A 17,730-nucleotide genomic window follows, 5' to 3' on the forward strand; every position below is an offset into this window, starting at 1 on the left:
CTGCGGCTGACCACATCCTGAGCGGTATGCGGGCCACCGGCAAAGGGCAGGATCCCTTCCTGTCAATCAATCACCACAAGGGCGGTACGGGCAGCGTCGAGTGTGAACATGGTTTTTCCTGTTAAATAGTGAGCCATGCTAATACCTTACGCTGAGCCAGCCTGTTCCAGGTCTGATATTTTTGTTAAATTTTGTGAGAATATGCAAGATGCGAGCAGCAAACGCGCGCATGGCGCGCTTCTCTCTTATCGTCTGGCGGAATTTCCAGTATAATAGCCGCCTTTTTTCATCCAGTTTGACATACAAAAAGCTGCGACATAGTAGCCTGCGGCTAAGTTAAGGGATATCTCATGCGTACAGAATATTGCGGGCAGCTGCGTCAGTCCCACGTCGGACAGCAGGTGACCTTGTGTGGTTGGGTCAACCGTCGTCGTGATCTTGGCAGCCTTATCTTTATCGATATGCGCGACCGTGAAGGCATCGTGCAGGTGTTTTTCGATCCAGACCGCGCCGATGCGTTAAAGCTGGCAGCTGAACTGCGTAACGAGTTCTGCATCCAGGTGACCGGTACCGTGCGTGCGCGTGACGAGAAAAACATCAACAGCGACATGGCGACCGGCGAAATCGAAGTGCTGGCGACCGATCTGACCATCATCAACCGTTCAGAATCGCTGCCGCTGGACTCCAACCACGTCAATACCGAAGAAGCGCGTCTGAAATTCCGCTACCTCGATCTGCGTCGCCCGGAAATGGCCCAGCGCCTGAAAACCCGTGCAAAAATCACCAGCCTGGTGCGCCGCTTTATGGACGATCAGGGTTTCCTCGATATCGAAACCCCGATGCTGACCAAAGCGACCCCGGAAGGCGCGCGCGACTACCTCGTGCCATCCCGCGTCCATAAAGGCAAATTCTACGCGCTGCCGCAGTCTCCTCAGCTGTTCAAACAGCTGCTGATGATGTCCGGTTTCGATCGCTACTATCAGATCGTCAAATGCTTCCGTGACGAAGATCTGCGTGCTGACCGTCAGCCAGAATTTACCCAGATCGACGTCGAGACCTCCTTCATGACCGCCGAGCAGGTGCGTGAAGTGATGGAAGCGCTGGTGCGCAGCCTGTGGCTGGACGTGAAGGGTGTGGATCTGGGCGACTTCCCGATCATGACCTTCGCCGAAGCAGAACGCCGTTACGGCTCTGACAAGCCAGACCTGCGTAACCCGATGGAACTGGTGGACGTTGCCGACCTGCTGAAAGGCGTTGAGTTTGCGGTCTTCTCTGGCCCGGCTAACGATCCGAAAGGCCGCGTGGCTGCCCTGCGCGTACCGGGCGGTGCGAGCCTGAGCCGTAAGCAGATTGACGACTACGGTAACTTCATCAAGATTTATGGCGCGAAAGGCCTGGCTTACATCAAAGTCACCGAGCGCGCGAAAGGCATCGAAGGCATCACCAGCCCGGTGGCGAAATTCCTGAATGCTGAGATCGTCGAATCCATCCTGGCGCGCACCGAAGCCCAGGACGGCGACATGATCTTCTTCGGCGCAGACAACAAGAAAGTGGTTGCCGACGCGCTGGGCGCACTGCGTCTGAAGCTGGGTAAAGATCTGAACCTGACCGACGAAGCCAAATGGGCGCCGCTGTGGGTTATCGACTTCCCAATGTTTGAAGACGACGGCGAAGGCGGCCTGACCGCTATGCACCACCCGTTCACCTCGCCGAAAGATATGAGCGCGGCAGAGCTGAAAGCGGCGCCGGAAGAGGCCGTGGCGAACGCCTACGATATGGTCATCAACGGCTACGAAGTGGGTGGCGGTTCCGTGCGTATTCACAGCGGTGAAATGCAGCAGACCGTATTTGGTATTCTGGGCATTAACGAACAAGAGCAGCGCGAGAAGTTTGGCTTCCTGCTGGACGCGCTGAAGTACGGTACTCCACCGCACGCGGGCCTGGCGTTTGGTCTGGATCGTCTGACCATGCTGCTGACCGGTACCGACAACATTCGTGATGTTATCGCCTTCCCGAAAACCACCGCCGCGGCCTGTCTGATGACCGAAGCGCCAAGCTTTGCTAACCCTGCCTCCTTAAGCGAGCTGGGTATCGAGGTGGTGAAAAAGGAAGAGAAAAACTGATATGGCATATAAGCTTCCCGTTTCCGTGTTAGTGATCATTTATGCAGAAGACACGAAGCGGGTGCTGATGTTGCAGCGACGCGACGATCCCGCCTTCTGGCAGTCGGTAACCGGCAGCCTGGAGGAGGGAGAAACCGCGTTGCAGGCCGCCGCGCGCGAAGTAAAGGAAGAGGTCACCATTGACGTTGCTCGCGAGCAACTGACCCTGAAGGACTGTCAGCGCACGGTGGAGTTTGAAATTTTTAGTCATTTACGTCATCGCTATGCGCCGGGGACTGAACGCAATACAGAATCCTGGTTCTGCCTTGCGCTTCCCCACGAACGGGAGATCGTGTTCACCGAACATTTGACCTACCGCTGGGTTAATGCGACCGAAGCCGCGGCGTTAACCAAGTCGTGGAGCAACCGGCAGGCGATTGAAGAATTTGTAATTAACGCCGCCTGAAAGGGCGCGCTCTTTGAGGATATTTTTATGGCAGGTCATAGTAAGTGGGCCAACACCAAACACCGCAAAGCGGCACAGGATGCCAAACGCGGTAAGATCTTTACCAAAATCATTCGTGAGCTGGTTACCGCAGCCCGTCTGGGTGGCGGCGATGCCGGTTCCAACCCGCGTCTGCGCGCAGCGATCGATAAAGCGCTGAGCAACAACATGACCCGTGACACCCTGAACCGTGCTATCGCCCGTGGCGTAGGCGGCGATGAAGACGCGAACATGGAAACCATCATTTATGAAGGTTACGGTCCTGGCGGTACGGCGGTCATGGTTGAGTGTCTGTCCGACAACCGTAACCGTACCGTGGCGGAAGTGCGTCATGCCTTCAGCAAAACCGGTGGCAACCTGGGTACCGACGGTTCCGTTGCCTACCTGTTCAGCAAAAAAGGCGTCATCTCCTTCGAGAAAGGCGACGAAGATGTGATCATGGAAGCGGCGCTGGAAGCGGGTGCTGAAGATGTGGTGACCTATGACGACGGCGCGATTGACGTCTATACCGCATGGGAAGAGATGGGCGCGGTGCGTGATGCACTGGAAGCCGCTGGCCTGAAAGCCGACGCGGCTGAAGTCTCCATGATCCCGTCCACCAAAGCGGATATGGATGCGGAAACCGCACCAAAACTGCTGCGTCTGATCGATATGCTCGAAGATTGCGACGATGTGCAGGAAGTCTACCACAACGGTGAAATCTCCGACGAGGTTGCGGCTACGCTGTAATGGCCCAACGTAAACCAATAACCGGAGCGGCGTGATGGCAATTATTCTCGGTATTGACCCGGGCTCACGCATCACCGGTTATGGCGTTATCCGTCAGGTCGGGCGACAGTTGACCTACCTGGGCAGTGGTTGTATCCGTACCAAAGTGGACGATCTGCCGTCGCGCCTGAAGCTGATCTATGCGGGCGTGACGGAGATCATCACCCAGTTCCAGCCGGACTATTTCGCCATTGAACAGGTATTTATGGCGAAAAACGCCGACTCGGCGCTGAAGCTTGGCCAGGCGCGCGGCGTGGCGATTGTCGCGGCGGTGAATCAGGATCTGCCGGTGTTTGAATACGCCGCACGGCAGGTTAAGCAGACCGTGGTGGGAATTGGCAGTGCGGAAAAAAGCCAGGTGCAGCACATGGTGCGTACCCTGCTTAAACTGCCCGCCAATCCGCAGGCGGATGCTGCCGATGCCCTGGCGATCGCCATTACCCATTGCCACATCAGCCAGAATGCGGTGCAGATGAGCGAATCGCGGCTCAATCTGGCGCGCGGTCGATTGCGCTAAATGTAAAAATCAGGCTGGATGTTTATCCAGCCTTTTTTTATTATGGCAGCGGTAACTTTTAGCCCTTAACGCAGGAGCGTCACGTGATAGGCAGACTCAGAGGCATCATTCTAGAAAAACAACCCCCGATAGTGCTGCTTGAGACCGGAGGCGTGGGCTATGAAGTCCATATGCCGATGACCTGTTTCTATGAATTGCCGGACGCGGGCAAGGAAGCGATCGTCTTTACCCACTTTGTGGTGCGTGAAGATGCCCAGCTGCTGTATGGCTTTAACAACAAGCAGGAGCGCACCCTGTTTAAAGAGCTGATTAAAACCAACGGCGTGGGGCCAAAACTGGCGCTGGCCATCCTCTCCGGGATGTCGGCTCCGCAGTTTGTTAACGCCGTAGAGCGTGAAGATCCCGCGGCTCTGGTTAAGCTCCCTGGCATCGGTAAGAAAACGGCCGAGCGCCTGATTGTCGAGATGAAAGATCGCTTTAAAGGTCTGCATGGCGATCTGTTTACGCCTGCCGCCGACCTGGTGCTGACCTCACCGGCTGGCCCGGCAACAGACGATGCGGAACAGGAAGCGGTTGCCGCGCTTGTGGCGCTGGGCTATAAACCTCAGGAAGCGAGCCGGATGATTAGCAAAGTGGCTAAACCGGACGCCACCAGTGAAACCCTGATTCGTGAAGCGCTGCGCGCCGCATTGTGAGGTAAAGGATGATTGAAGCAGACCGTCTGGTCTCGGCAGGCAGTGTTCAGACAGAAGATCTGGTGGACAGGGCGATCCGCCCGAAACTGCTTGATGAGTATATTGGCCAGCCACAGGTGCGTTCGCAGATGGAGATCTTTATCCAGGCGGCGAAACTTCGCGGCGATGCCCTCGATCACCTGTTGATTTTCGGCCCGCCGGGGCTCGGGAAAACGACCCTCGCAAATATCGTCGCCAATGAGATGGGCGTTAACCTGCGCACCACCTCCGGCCCGGTGCTGGAAAAGGCAGGGGATCTGGCGGCGATGCTGACCAATCTTGAACCCCACGACGTGCTGTTTATCGATGAGATCCACCGCCTGTCACCGGTGGTGGAAGAGGTGCTCTATCCGGCGATGGAAGATTACCAGCTGGATATCATGATTGGCGAAGGTCCGGCTGCGCGTTCGATTAAAATCGATCTGCCGCCTTTCACGCTGATTGGCGCCACCACCCGCGCCGGGTCGTTAACGTCACCGCTGCGCGATCGTTTCGGCATTGTGCAGCGTCTTGAGTTTTATCAGGTGCCCGATCTCCAGCATATCGTCAGCCGCAGCGCGCGCTTTATGGGGCTGGATATGAGCGAAGAGGGGGCCTTTGAAGTGGCGAAGCGTTCCCGCGGGACGCCACGTATCGCCAACCGGCTGCTGCGCAGGGTGCGTGATTTTGCCGAGGTGAAGCACGACGGCACTATTTCGCATGAGATCGCCGCCCAGGCGCTGGATATGCTGAACGTCGATGCTGAAGGGTTCGACTATATGGATCGCAAGCTGCTGCTGGCGGTGCTGGATAAATTCTTTGGCGGGCCGGTCGGGCTGGATAACCTGGCGGCGGCGATTGGCGAAGAGCGTGAGACCATTGAAGATGTGCTGGAGCCCTATCTGATCCAGCAGGGCTTTTTGCAGCGTACGCCGCGCGGACGCATGGCGACGGTGCGGGCCTGGGATCACTTTGGCATTACGCCGCCGGAGATGCCGTAACCTCGGCGGAAGTTGCCGGATGGCGGCTGCGCCTTATCCGGCCTACAAAAGCGCGATCCTGTAGGCCCGGTAAGCGTAGCGCCACCGGGCAATTTATTACCTCAGCTGGCTGGTTTCTTCATCATGCTGAAGATAAACAGCACTGCCGCGCACAGCACGACCGACTGTCCGGCAGGGGTGTCGTAAAACGCCGAGAAGGTGAGCCCGCCGGTGACGGCAATCTTCCCTACACCCACGGCTACACCGGCCATCTGCTCCGGGGTACGGGCAAAACGACGGGCGGTGGCGGCTGGGATAATCAGCAGTGAGGTGATGATCAGCGCCCCGACAAACTTCATCGCCACGCCAATGGTCAGGGCGGTGACCAGCATCAGCAGCAGCTTCACGCGCTGCAGCTTCACGCCATCTACAAAGGCTAAATCCGGGCTGATGGTCATCGCCAGCAGGTTACGCCACTGCCACAGCAGGATAGCGAGGACAATCACCACCCCGATGGCAATGGCGATCAGATCGTCAGGCGTCACCGCCAGCAGATCGCCAAACAGATAGGCCATTAGATCCACGCGGATATTGGACATCAGGCTGACCACCACCAGACCCAGCGACAGGGCGCTGTGGGCCATGATCCCAAGCAGTGTATCCACCGCCAGATGCGGGCGCTTCTCCAGCCAGACCAGGCCGGCGGCCAGCAGCAGCGTAACCACAATCACCGCGTAGAATGGATTCACATCCAGCAGCAAACCAAACGCCACCCCCAGCAGGGAAGCGTGCGCCAGCGTATCGCCAAAGTAGGACATCCGGCGCCAGACAACAAACGAGCCCAGTGGACCCGCCGCGCAGGCGAGCATCATCCCGGCCAGCCAGCCGGGCAGTAAGAGTTCAATCATGAGTTACCGTTTCCCCGGCGAAGGACAATGCGTCCCTGCAAATCATGGCGGTGGTTGTGATGGTGGCGATAAATGCCCAGCTGTTCGGCACCGCGAGGACCAAACATCGAGATAAACTCCGGATGCATGGAGACCACTTCCGGCGTGCCGGAGCAGCAGATGTGATGGTTAAGACAAAGCACTTCGTCCGTTTTCGCCATGACCAGATGCAGGTCGTGCGACACCATCAGCACAGCGCAGTCCAGCTCTTTACGCAGCTGATCGATGAGGTCATACAGGGCAACCTGACCGTTGACATCCACGCCCTGAGTCGGCTCGTCGAGCACCAGCAGCTGCGGCTTATTCAGCAGGGCGCGGGCCAGCAGCACGCGCTGGGTTTCGCCGCCGGAGAGTTTTTGCAGGGGCGCGTCGATAAGATGCCCGGCCTGTACCCGCTTGAGCGCCGGAAGAATATCCTCTTTACGCGTATCGGGACGCAGACGCAGGAAACGGCTGACCGTCAATGGCAGCGTGGCGTCCAGATGCAGTTTCTGAGGGACATAGCCAATACGTAGCTGCCGATCACGCTTGATCAGGCCCGCATCGGGTGCTACCAGGCCGAGTACAACCCGCACCAGCGTTGATTTACCCGCGCCGTTGGGGCCGAGTAACGTCAGAATTTTGCCAGGCTTCAGATCCAGCGAAACGTCAGAGAGGACGCGGCGCTGACCAAATGAAACCGAAATATTTTCGAGAGAAACCAAAGTCGTCATATCAATTTATGCTTGCAGAAGTCATCGAATGTTATAATATCACATTCCACATGTTCATTACGATGATTAGTCGCATTATGTTACAGAAAAATACGCTTCTTTTCGCAGCATTATCCGCTGCTCTTTGGGGTACCGCAGTACAAGATGTTAACGCCGCCGTTGTCGCTTCGCTTAAACCGCTCGGTTTTATCGCTTCCGCTATCGCAGATGGCGTCACCGAAACCCAGGTTTTATTGCCTGATGGCGCGTCAGAGCATGACTACTCTCTGCGCCCTTCGGACGTAAAACGTTTACAAAACGCGGACTTAGTTGTATGGATTGGCCCGGAGATGGAAGCCTTCATGCAGAAGTCAGCGAGTCAGTTGCCTGACGCTAAACAGGTTAACATCTCTGGCCTTGCAGGTGTGAAACCGCTTCTCATGAAAGGGGCGGATGATGACGAGCACGACCACGATCATGGCCACGGTGCCGAGGAAAAAGGTGACGAGCATCACCATCACGGTGACTACAACATGCACCTTTGGCTTTCTCCAGAAATAGCGCGGCTGTCAGCGGTTGCAATCCATGAAAAATTAGTGGAACTTATGCCGCAAAGTCGAGCCAAACTAGACGCCAACCTGAAGGATTTTGAGGCACAACTTGCCGCAACCGACAAGCAGGTGGGTACCGAGCTCGCACCATTGAAAGGTAAGGGATATTTCGTTTTTCATGATGCCTATGGCTACTACGAAAAACACTACGGTCTTACGCCGCTTGGCCACTTCACCGTGAATCCAGAAATTCAACCTGGTGCGCAGCGTTTACATGAAATCAGAACACAGTTGGTTGAGCAAAAAGCGACCTGCGTTTTTGCTGAGCCACAGTTCAGGCCAGCGGTCGTTGAAGCCGTGGCAAGGGGAACGTCCGTACGTATGGGCACCCTTGATCCACTGGGAACCTCTATCCAGTTGAGCAAAGCGAGCTATTCACAGTTCCTCAGCCAACTGGCGAACCAGTATGCGAGCTGCCTGAAAGGAGATTAACGAGGAAGTGATTACGTGCAACAGATAGCCCGCTCTGTCGCCCTGGCATTTAACAATCTGCCCCGGCCCCACCGCGTCATGCTGGGGTCGCTTACAGTTCTCACCTTAGCGGTCGCCGTCTGGCGGCCCTTTGTATACCACCCAAATTCCGCGCCAGTTATCAGAACCATTGAGCTGGAAAAGAGTGAAATTCGCTCCCTGCTGCCGGAAGCCAGTGAACCTATCGACCAGGCCCCGCAGGAAGAAGAAGCGATTCCGCAGGATGAGCTTGATGAAAAGACCGAAGCCGAAGTGGGCGTACACGAATATGTCGTGTCAACGGGCGATACATTAAGCAGCGTTCTGAACCAGTACGGCATTGAAATGGGTGAAATCAGCCAGCTTGCTGCGTCTGATAAAGATCTGCGGAACCTGAAAATCGGTCAACAGCTCTCCTGGACCCTCACCGATAACGGTGACTTGCAGCGCCTGACCTGGGAAGTCTCCCGTCGTGAAACCCGTACTTACGATCGTACTGAAAACGGTTTCAAGATGAGCAGCGAAATGCAGCAGGGTGACTGGGTTAACAGCGCCATCAAAGGTACCTTAAGTGGCGGCAGTTTTGTTGCCAGCGCCCGTGATGCGGGGCTGACCAGCGGTGAAATCAGCTCGGTGATCAAAGCCATGCAGTGGCAGATGGACTTCCGTAAGCTGAAAAAAGGCGATTCGTTTTCGGTGCTGATGTCCCGCGAAATGCTGGACGGCAAGCGCGAGCAGAGCCAGCTGCTGGGCGTCCGTCTACGCACGGATGGTAAAGATTATTACGCCATCCGCGCCGAAGACGGTAAATTCTACGATCGTAACGGTACGGGTCTGGCGAAAGGCTTTTTACGCTTCCCAACGTCGAAACAGTTCCGCGTCTCTTCGAACTTTAACCCGCGTCGTCTGAATCCGGTCACTGGCCGTGTTGCGCCGCACCGTGGGGTGGATTTCGCCATGCCGCAGGGTACGCCGGTTCTGGCAGTCGGTGACGGCGAAGTGGTAATGGCAAAACGCAGCGGCGCGGCGGGCTATTATGTCGCCATACGTCACGGGCGCACCTACACCACGCGCTATATGCACCTGCGTAAGCTGCTGGTGAAGCCGGGCCAGAAAGTGAAACGTGGCGACCGTATTGCGCTGACGGGCAATACCGGGCGTTCTACCGGCCCGCATCTGCACTATGAAGTGTGGATCAACCAGCAGGCGGTCAACCCGTTAACGGCGAAGCTGCCGCGCACCGAAGGGCTGACCGGTAAAGACCGCACCGATTATCTGGCGCAGGTCAAAGAGGTTATTCCCCAGCTGACCCTGAATTAATTCAGCAGCGTTAAAAGCCGGTGCACTGCTGCACCGGCTTTTTCTTTTGTGCGTTGCACATGGCCTCGCTAAACTATCTCATCACTCTTTAAAGCATCACCCGCCCTGGAAAAAGCATGGAAACCAAAAAGAACAATAGTGAATACATTCCTGAATTTGAGAAATCGTTTCGTCATCCGCGCTTCTGGGGCGCCTGGCTGGGTGTCTATGCGTTTGCAGGTATTGCGATGCTGCCACCTGCCGTGCGCGATCCGCTGCTCGGCAAAGTGGGACGCCTGGCGGGCAAACTGGGTAAAAGCGCCCGACGTCGCGCCCAGATAAACCTTTTTTACTGCTTCCCGGATAAGAGCGAGGCAGAACGCGAAGCCATCATTGATGAGATGTTTACTACCGCGCCGCAGGCGATGGCGATGATGGCTGAGCTGGCCTTACGCGGGCCGGAAAAAGTGACCAGCCGGGTCGACTGGAAGGGGCTGGAGATCGTCGAAGAGATGCGTCGCAACGACGAAAAGGTGATCTTCCTGGTGCCGCACGGCTGGGGTGTGGATATTCCTGCGATGCTGATGGCCTCGCAGGGGCAAAAAATGGCGGCGATGTTCCATAATCAGGGAAATAAGGTCTTTGATTATGTCTGGAACACCGTGCGTCGTCGCTTCGGCGGACGCCTGCATGCCCGTAACGACGGGATCAAACCCTTTATCAAGTCCGTACGCCAGGGCTACTGGGGCTACTATCTGCCGGACCAGGATCATGGTGCGGAACACAGCGAGTTTGTCGATTTCTTTGCCACCTACAAGGCGACTCTGCCTGCCATTGGCCGGTTGATGAAGGTGTGTCAGGCGCGGGTGATCCCGTTATTCCCCATTTACGACGGCAAAACGCATCGCCTGACGATTGAAGTCCGCCCGCCGATGGACGATCTGCTCACCGCGGACGACAACACTATTGCACGCCGGATGAACGAAGAGGTGGAGATTCTGGTGGGGCCCCACGCGGAGCAGTACACCTGGATCCTGAAACTGCTGAAGACGCGCAAGCCGGGCGAGAAAGAGCCGTACAAGCGCAAAGAGCTCTATCCGAAGAAATAAAAAATCCCCCGGAAACGGGGGATTTTTTTATTGCCCGGCGGCGCTGCGCTTGCACGGGCCTACGGACCTGTAGGCCGGGTAAGCGCAGCGCCACCCGGCGAAACCGTCGGATTATTCGACGGTCATCACGCGGGTGGTGTTGGTCGAGCCGATGGTGCTCATCACATCGCCCTGAGTGACGATAACGATATCCCCGGAGACGAGATAGCCTTTATCGCGCAGCAGGTTCACAGCGTCGTTCGCCGCGGCCACACCGTCGTTATTGCTGTCGAAGAACACCGGCGTCACGCCGCGATAGAGCGCGGTCAGGTTCAGGGTGCGCTCATGACGGGACATGGCGAAGATCGGCAGGCCGGAGCTGATACGGGAGGTCATCAGCGCGGTACGGCCCGATTCGGTCATGGTGATGATCGCCGTCACGCCCTTCAGGTGGTTCGCCGCGTACATGGCGGACATCGCAATCGCTTCTTCGACGTTGTCGAACTGAATGTCCAGACGGTGTTTTGAAACGTTGATGCTTGGGATCTTCTCTGCACCCAGGCAGACGCGCGCCATTGCGGCCACGGTCTCCGCCGGGTACTGGCCGGCAGCGGTTTCCGCAGAGAGCATCACCGCATCGGTACCGTCGAGGACGGCGTTCGCCACGTCCATCACTTCCGCACGGGTCGGCATTGGGTTGGTGATCATCGACTCCATCATCTGGGTTGCGGTGATCACGGAGCGGTTAAGCTGACGCGCACGGCGGATCAGCGCTTTCTGGATCCCGACCAGTTCCGGGTCGCCAATCTCAACGCCCAGGTCACCACGGGCAACCATCACCACATCAGACGCCAGGATGATGTCATCCATCGCATCCTGGCTGCAGACCGCTTCAGCACGTTCTACTTTCGCCACGATTTTGGCATCGCAGCCAGCGTCGCGCGCCAGACGGCGGGCATAGTTCAGATCTTCGCCACAGCGCGGGAAGGAGACGGCCAGATAATCCACGCCGATATCCGCGGCGGTGATGATGTCAGCTTTGTCTTTTTCGGTCAGGGCTTCAGCAGAGAGACCGCCGCCCAGCTTGTTGATGCCTTTGTTGTTGGAGAGCGGGCCGCCAACGGTCACTTCGGTGAAGACCTTCATGCCCTGAACGTCGAGCACCTTCAGCTGAACGCGACCATCGTCCAGCAGCAGGATATCGCCCGGCACCACGTCAGCGGGCAGGCCCTTGTAGTCGATGCCTACTTTCTCTTTATCGCCTTCGCCTTTGCTCAGGTTGGCATCCAGCAGGAACTTATCCCCGATATTGAGGAAAACTTTGCCTTCTTTGAAGGTGGATACACGGATTTTTGGACCCTGCAGATCACCGAGGATAGCGACATGACGTCCCAGTTTTGCCGCGATCTCACGGACCTTGTCTGCACGTAATTTATGATCTTCTGGCGTACCGTGAGAGAAGTTCATACGCACGACGTTGGCCCCTGCGGCGATAATTTTCTCAAGGTTATTATCGCGGTCAGTAGCCGGGCCTAAGGTGGTAACGATCTTGGTTCTGCGAAGCCTTCTGGACATGTAATACTCCGTTGTCTAAAACAACCTGGTGTTGCGTGAACGATGATTCGGCACGTTGTCCGTCTTTAATAGCAACAGCAAACTTACCGAATGCCGAAAAAAGTAACAACTTTGTAATTGAAATCAGGGAATGTCACCCTTGATGAACAATTCTTTATCAAAACGCGATTCCTTGAGCGCTTCTTTGACACGCTTCAAGTTATCTCTGAATTTCGCCCCGCGGCGCAGGGTAAAACCGGTCGCCAGGACATCGATGACGGTGAGCTGCGCCAGACGGGACACCATCGGCATGTAGATATCGGTGTCTTCCGGCACGTCGAGCGTGATCGCCAGCGTCGCTTCACGCGCCAGCGGCGTCCCGGTGGAGGTGAGGGCGATAACCATGGCATCGTTTTCACGCGCCAGCTGGGCCAGTTCGACCAGACTTTTGGTGCGGCCAGTATGTGATATCAGCACCACCACGTCATCTTCGTTACAATTCATACAGCTCATGCGTTGCAGCACGATGTCGTCGGAATAGATAACCGGGACGTTAAAGCGAAAAAATTTATTCATCGCATCGTGAGCGACAGCGGCGGAGGAACCGAGGCCAAAGAAAGCAATTTTCTTCGCCTGGGTCAGCAGATCGACAGCGCGGTTAACCGAGGTCATATCCAGCGACTGGCGAACCTGATCCAGCGTCGCCATGGCCGATTCGAAAATTTTGCCCGTATAGGCTTCCACGCTGTCGTCTTCATCGACATTGCGGTTCACATAGGGGGTACCGTTCGCCAGACTTTGCGCCAGATGCAGTTTAAAATCGGGAAATCCACGCGTCTCCATGCTGCGGCAGAACCGATTGACGGTCGGTTCACTGACCCCGGACTCCTGTGCCAGGGCGGCAATGCTGGAATGAATGGCCTGAGCGGGCGCGGCGAGAATTACTTCAGCCACTTTTCGCTCGGATTTGCTAAGGTGTTCCAGTTGAAACTGGATTTTTTCCAGCATGTTCATTATTAACACAGCGCTCATCGGTGGAAGCGATTTCATAAATGGGTGAAATCGCGATTCGAATTAGCAAGAATATACGCCTGTGATAGTCCGAAAAGGACAAACCATGGAAAAAATGTTGTTGTTTTTTTTCATTACTTGATCGCTGTCGGATTTTAGCAACGGCGTGACTGAGCAAAGTTTCACCAGTTTCATCGCCCTTACCTTCGCTGCTGCGCGCTCCGGGCGAAATATCGCCGTATCGCACGGGAGGATAAGCGCAAATGGTTTCGGGAATGACGTAAAAGCAGTAGAGTGCATTGTAATAAAATTACAACGATATTCTGGCAAAAGCACCAGGATATCCAACTGAGGAGAATGACATGGCGGTAACGCAAACAGCCCAGGCATGTGACCTGGTCATTTTCGGCGCGAAAGGCGATCTTGCACGCCGTAAATTGCTGCCTTCCCTGTATCAACTGGAAAAAGCGGGTCAAATCCACCCGGAGACCCGCATCCTGGGCGTGGGCCGTGCGGACTGGGATAAAGACGCGTATACCAAAGTCGTGCGCGAAGCCCTGGAAACTTTCATGAAAGAGAAAATCGATGAAAGTTTGTGGGACAAGCTGAGCGGACGTCTCGATTTCTGCAACCTCGACGTTAACGACACGTCGGCATTTGCCAACCTGAGCGCAATGCTCGATCAAAAAAATCGCGTCACCATTAACTACTTTGCCATGCCGCCAAGCACCTTCGGCGCCATCTGCAAAGGGCTGGGTGAAGCGAACCTCAACGCCAAACCTGCGCGCGTGGTGATGGAAAAACCGCTGGGCACCTCCCTTGCCACCTCCCGCGAAATCAACGACCAGGTTGGCGAATACTTCGAAGAGTGCCAGGTTTACCGTATCGACCACTATCTGGGTAAAGAGACGGTGCTGAACCTGCTGGCGCTGCGCTTTGCGAACTCCCTGTTTGTGAATAACTGGGATAACCGCACCATCGATCACGTTGAGATCACGGTGGCAGAAGAGGTCGGCATTGAAGGGCGCTGGGGTTACTTCGACCAGGCCGGGCAGATGCGCGACATGATCCAGAACCACCTCCTGCAGGTGCTCTGTATGATCGCCATGTCTCCGCCGTCGGATCTCACTGCGGACAGCATCCGCGACGCGAAAGTGAAAGTATTGAAGTCACTGCGCCGTATCGACCGCTCCAACGTGCGTGAGAAGACGGTACGCGGCCAGTACACCGCCGGGTTTGCGCAGGGCAAAAAAGTGCCAGGCTATCTGGAAGAAGAGGGCGCGAACAAATCCAGCAACACCGAGACGTTTGTGGCGATCCGCGTGGACATTGATGACTGGCGCTGGGCGGGGGTTCCGTTCTACCTGCGTACCGGTAAACGTCTGCCCGCTAAATGCTCTGAAGTGGTTGTCTATTTCAAAAATCCGGAACTGAACCTGTTCAAAGAGTCCTGGCAGGAGCTGCCGCAGAACAAACTGACCATCCGTCTGCAGCCGGACGAGGGCGTGGACATTCAGGTGCTGAACAAAGTGCCGGGCCTGGACCACAAACACAACCTCCAGACCACCAAACTGGATCTGAGCTACTCCGAAACCTTCAACCAGACTCATCTGGCGGATGCGTACGAACGTCTGCTGCTGGAAACCATGCGCGGTATCCAGGCGCTGTTCGTCCGTCGTGACGAAGTGGAAGAGGCGTGGAAGTGGGTCGACTCCATCACCGAAGCGTGGGCAGCGGATCAGGATGCACCGAAACCGTATCAGGCGGGCACCTGGGGACCGGTCGCCTCGGTGGCGATGATCACCCGTGATGGCCGCTCCTGGAACGAGTTTGAGTAAGGCTGACCGCTAATCCCTACGGGGTATTTTACCGGTAACATGATCTGGCTCAGGCCAGCGTGCAATTTTTAATCATTTAAGCCCCGGGTGGATTTCCACCCGGGGCTTTTTTTATTACACTGCCAGCAGCGATTTTGCCCCAGGGCTCCGGCAATCAAGCGTTTCAGCGATGTTATCGCCTGCTAAACACTTTGTTAATTCCAGAGCGCGGACAGATAAATGACAGGAGCTTCTATGAATTCGACTTTGTTACGGGTAACACAGCGCATTATTGAGCGTTCGAAACAGACCCGTTCTGCCTACCTCGCGCGCATCCAGCAGGCGAAGTCCGATACGGTCCATCGATCGCAGCTGGCCCGCGGCAACCTGGCGCACGGTTTTGCCGCCTGTAAGCCAGAAGATAAAGCCTCGCTGAAAAGTATGCTGCGTAACAATATCGCGATCATCCCCTCCTATAACGACATGCTCTCGGCACACCAGCCCTATGAGACCTACCCGGATATCATCCGCAAGGCGCTGCATCAGGCCAACGCGGTAGGCCAGGTAGCGGGGGGCGTGCCCGCCATGTGCGACGGCGTGACTCAGGGGCAGGATGGTATGGAGCTGTCGCTGCTGAGCCGCGAAGTGATCGCCATGTCCACGGCGGTTGGTCTGTCGCATAACATGTTTGACGGCGCGCTCTACCTCGGCGTGTGCGACAAGATTGTCCCGGGCCTGACCATGGCGGCGCTGTCGTTTGGTCATCTGCCTGCGCTGTTTGTGCCGTCAGGCCCAATGGCCAGTGGCCTCGCCAATAAAGAGAAAGTCCGTATTCGTCAGCTTTACGCCGAAGGCAAAGTTGACCGCATGGCGCTGCTGGAATCCGAGGCTGCCTCTTACCATGCCCCGGGTACCTGTACCTTCTACGGCACCGCCAACACTAACCAGATGGTGGTGGAGTTTATGGGGATGCAGCTGCCGGGCTCGTCGTTTGTCCATCCGGATGCCCCGCTGCGCGAAGCGCTGACCGCGTCCGCTGCCCGTCAGGTGACCCGCCTGACTGGTAACGGCAACGAGTGGATGCCGCTCGGTAAAATGGTGGATGAAAAAGTGGTGGTGAACGGTATCGTGGCCCTGCTGGCGACGGGCGGTTCCACTAACCACACCATGCATATGGTGGCGATGGCGCGTGCCGCCGGGATCCAGATCAACTGGGATGATTTCTCCGATCTGTCTGAAGTGGTTCCGCTGTTGACCCGTCTTTACCCGAATGGTCCGGCCGATATCAACCACTTCCAGGCGGCGGGCGGTGTACCGGTGCTGATGCGCGAGCTGCTGCAGGGCGGCCTGCTGCATGAAGATGTCAACACTGTGGCCGGTTTCGGCCTGCAGCGTTACACCCTGGAGCCGTGGCTGAACGAGGGCGAGCTGGACTGGCGTGAAGGGGCCCAGGCCTCTCTGGATGACAGCGTCATCGCCACCTTCGACAAGCCTTTCTCCCACCACGGCGGCACCAAAGTACTGACCGGCAACCTGGGCCGGGCGGTGATGAAGACCTCCGCGGTGCCGGTGGAAAACCAGATCATTGAAGCCCCGGCAGTGGTTTTCGAAAGCCAGCATGATGTTCTGCCGGCTTTTGAAGCCGGTCTGCTGGACAAAGATTGCGTCGTTGTTGTCCGTCATCAGGGTCCAAAAGCGAACGGAATGCCAGAATTACATAAACTAATGCCGCCACTTGGTGTATTATTGGACCGCTGTTTCAAAATTGCATTAGTTACCGATGGACGCCTCTCCGGTGCATCGGGTAAAGTGCCTTCCGCCATCCACGTCACCCCGGAAGCTTACGACGGTGGCCTGCTGGCGAAAGTGTACGATGGCGACATCATCCGCGTTAATGGTCAGACAGGCGAGTTGACCTTACTGGTGGATGAGGCGGTCCTGGCTGCACGTAAGCCGCATATTCCTGACCTGAGCGCATCGCGCGTGGGAACGGGACGCGAAATGTTCAGCGCGTTACGCGAGAACCTCTCGGGTGCAGAACAGGGCGCGACCTGTATTACGTTTTAAGACGACAAGAATTATCGATCTGGCGAGAGAAAACTCTGATGAAAAACTGGAATACAAGTGCAGAAGCAATCCTGAAAACTGGCCCGGTAGTGCCGGTTATCGTGATTAATAAGCTGGAACACGCAGTCCCGATGGCGAAAGCGCTGGTTGCGGGCGGTGTACGCGTACTGGAAGTCACGCTGCGTACTGCCTGTGCAATGGATGCTATTCGCGCCATCGCCAAAGAAGTGCCGGAAGCGATCATCGGTGCGGGTACCGTACTGAACCCGCAGCAGCTGGCTGAGGTTACCGAAGCCGGTGCGCAGTTCGCCATCAGCCCGGGCCTGACCGAGCCTCTGCTGAAAGCCGCAACCGAAGGCTCCATTCCTCTGATCCCGGGCATCAGCACCGTGTCTGAACTGATGCTGGGTATGGACTACGGTCTGAAAGAGTTCAAATTCTTCCCGGCGGAAGCGAACGGCGGCACCAAAGCGCTGCAGGCTATCGCAGGTCCGTTCGCGAACGTCCGTTTCTGCCCGACTGGCGGTATCTCTCCGGCGAACTACCGTGACTACCTGGCGCTGAAAAGCGTGCTGTGCATCTGCGGCTCCTGGCTGGTGCCGGCGGATG

16 protein-coding genes and 1 pseudogene are annotated in these 17,730 nt (G+C 56.5%); 12 read left to right on the forward strand and 5 right to left on the reverse strand.

Features of this window, described 5'->3' with window-relative positions:
- Positions 1–110 (reverse strand): annotated as a pseudogene (locus WFM46_RS18710) (hydrolase); the annotation flags it as partial.
- Between the two features lie 240 nt (positions 111–350).
- On the opposite strand from WFM46_RS18710, the gene aspS reads away from it, so the two are divergent.
- The 6 genes from aspS (at position 351) to ruvB (ending at position 5,606) form a co-directional block, all read left to right on the forward strand.
- Positions 351–2,123, forward strand: coding sequence for an aspartate--tRNA ligase (aspS, locus tag WFM46_RS18715; RefSeq protein WP_336998225.1), 1,773 nt, complete (start codon positions 351–353; stop codon positions 2,121–2,123).
- A gap of 1 nt (position 2,124) precedes the next feature.
- On the forward strand, positions 2,125–2,568 hold the full coding sequence (nudB, locus tag WFM46_RS18720; RefSeq protein WP_103180066.1) for a dihydroneopterin triphosphate diphosphatase: 444 nt from the start codon (positions 2,125–2,127) through the stop codon (positions 2,566–2,568).
- 27 nt (positions 2,569–2,595) lie between these two features.
- Positions 2,596–3,336 (forward strand): YebC/PmpR family DNA-binding transcriptional regulator, encoded by a 741-nt coding sequence (locus WFM46_RS18725; protein ID WP_103180065.1) that lies wholly within the window; start codon positions 2,596–2,598, stop codon positions 3,334–3,336.
- A gap of 34 nt (positions 3,337–3,370) precedes the next feature.
- Positions 3,371–3,892, forward strand: a complete 522-nt coding sequence (gene ruvC / locus WFM46_RS18730; protein WP_103180064.1) for a crossover junction endodeoxyribonuclease RuvC — start codon at positions 3,371–3,373, stop codon at positions 3,890–3,892.
- Between the two features lie 83 nt (positions 3,893–3,975).
- Positions 3,976–4,587 carry a Holliday junction branch migration protein RuvA gene (gene ruvA / locus WFM46_RS18735; RefSeq protein WP_103180063.1) on the forward strand — a complete coding sequence of 204 codons (612 nt, stop codon included), beginning with the start codon at positions 3,976–3,978 and terminating at the stop codon, positions 4,585–4,587.
- A gap of 8 nt (positions 4,588–4,595) precedes the next feature.
- Positions 4,596–5,606 carry a Holliday junction branch migration DNA helicase RuvB gene (gene ruvB / locus WFM46_RS18740; protein ID WP_103180062.1) on the forward strand — a complete coding sequence of 337 codons (1,011 nt, stop codon included), beginning with the start codon at positions 4,596–4,598 and terminating at the stop codon, positions 5,604–5,606.
- Between the two features lie 101 nt (positions 5,607–5,707).
- On the opposite strand, the gene znuB is transcribed toward ruvB, so the two are convergent.
- Together znuB and znuC are read right to left on the reverse strand one after the other, a co-directional pair.
- Positions 5,708–6,493 (reverse strand): zinc ABC transporter permease subunit ZnuB, encoded by a 786-nt coding sequence (gene znuB, locus WFM46_RS18745; protein ID WP_336998226.1) that lies wholly within the window; start codon positions 6,491–6,493, stop codon positions 5,708–5,710.
- Complete coding sequence (znuC, locus tag WFM46_RS18750) at positions 6,490–7,245, reverse strand: zinc ABC transporter ATP-binding protein ZnuC (protein ID WP_103822382.1); 756 nt, start codon at positions 7,243–7,245, stop codon at positions 6,490–6,492. The genes znuB and znuC overlap by 4 nt, the downstream gene beginning before the upstream one ends.
- A 77-nt stretch (positions 7,246–7,322) precedes the next feature.
- Between znuC and znuA the strand changes: the two genes are divergently transcribed.
- The 3 genes from znuA to lpxM all read left to right on the forward strand — a co-directional run bounded on the left by znuA (position 7,323) and on the right by lpxM (position 10,693).
- The gene (gene znuA / locus WFM46_RS18755; protein ID WP_159339660.1) at positions 7,323–8,267 is read left to right on the forward strand and encodes a zinc ABC transporter substrate-binding protein ZnuA; all 945 of its coding nucleotides are present in this window, start codon (positions 7,323–7,325) and stop codon (positions 8,265–8,267) included.
- Positions 8,268–8,282: 15 nt separating this feature from the next.
- Positions 8,283–9,605: a murein DD-endopeptidase MepM gene (mepM, locus tag WFM46_RS18760; RefSeq protein ID WP_336998227.1), complete on the forward strand. Its 1,323-nt coding sequence runs from the start codon at positions 8,283–8,285 to the stop codon at positions 9,603–9,605.
- A gap of 116 nt (positions 9,606–9,721) precedes the next feature.
- Positions 9,722–10,693 (forward strand): lauroyl-Kdo(2)-lipid IV(A) myristoyltransferase, encoded by a 972-nt coding sequence (lpxM, locus tag WFM46_RS18765; protein ID WP_336998228.1) that lies wholly within the window; start codon positions 9,722–9,724, stop codon positions 10,691–10,693.
- A 111-nt stretch (positions 10,694–10,804) separates the two neighbouring features.
- Here the strand turns inward: lpxM and pyk are convergent, their stop codons facing one another.
- Together pyk and WFM46_RS18775 are read right to left on the reverse strand one after the other, a co-directional pair.
- On the reverse strand, positions 10,805–12,247 hold the full coding sequence (gene pyk, locus WFM46_RS18770; RefSeq protein ID WP_103180057.1) for a pyruvate kinase: 1,443 nt from the start codon (positions 12,245–12,247) through the stop codon (positions 10,805–10,807).
- Positions 12,248–12,370: 123 nt separating this feature from the next.
- Positions 12,371–13,276: a MurR/RpiR family transcriptional regulator gene (locus tag WFM46_RS18775; protein ID WP_103180056.1), complete on the reverse strand. Its 906-nt coding sequence runs from the start codon at positions 13,274–13,276 to the stop codon at positions 12,371–12,373.
- A 323-nt stretch (positions 13,277–13,599) separates the two neighbouring features.
- On the opposite strand from WFM46_RS18775, the gene zwf reads away from it, so the two are divergent.
- The 3 genes from zwf to WFM46_RS18790 all read left to right on the forward strand — a co-directional run.
- A complete protein-coding gene (zwf, locus tag WFM46_RS18780) occupies positions 13,600–15,075 on the forward strand; it encodes a glucose-6-phosphate dehydrogenase (protein ID WP_103180055.1) in 1,476 nt (491 codons plus the stop codon).
- Between the two features lie 234 nt (positions 15,076–15,309).
- Positions 15,310–17,121 carry a phosphogluconate dehydratase gene (gene edd, locus WFM46_RS18785; RefSeq protein WP_336998229.1) on the forward strand — a complete coding sequence of 604 codons (1,812 nt, stop codon included), beginning with the start codon at positions 15,310–15,312 and terminating at the stop codon, positions 17,119–17,121.
- Positions 17,122–17,159: 38 nt separating this feature from the next.
- Positions 17,160–17,730 (forward strand): bifunctional 4-hydroxy-2-oxoglutarate aldolase/2-dehydro-3-deoxy-phosphogluconate aldolase (locus WFM46_RS18790; protein WP_336998230.1); only part of this gene is annotated, 571 nt, incomplete at its 3' end.

Origin of the sequence: Leclercia sp. M50 (genome assembly GCF_037150775.1) — a bacterium.
Lineage (GTDB): Bacteria > Pseudomonadota > Gammaproteobacteria > Enterobacterales > Enterobacteriaceae > Enterobacter.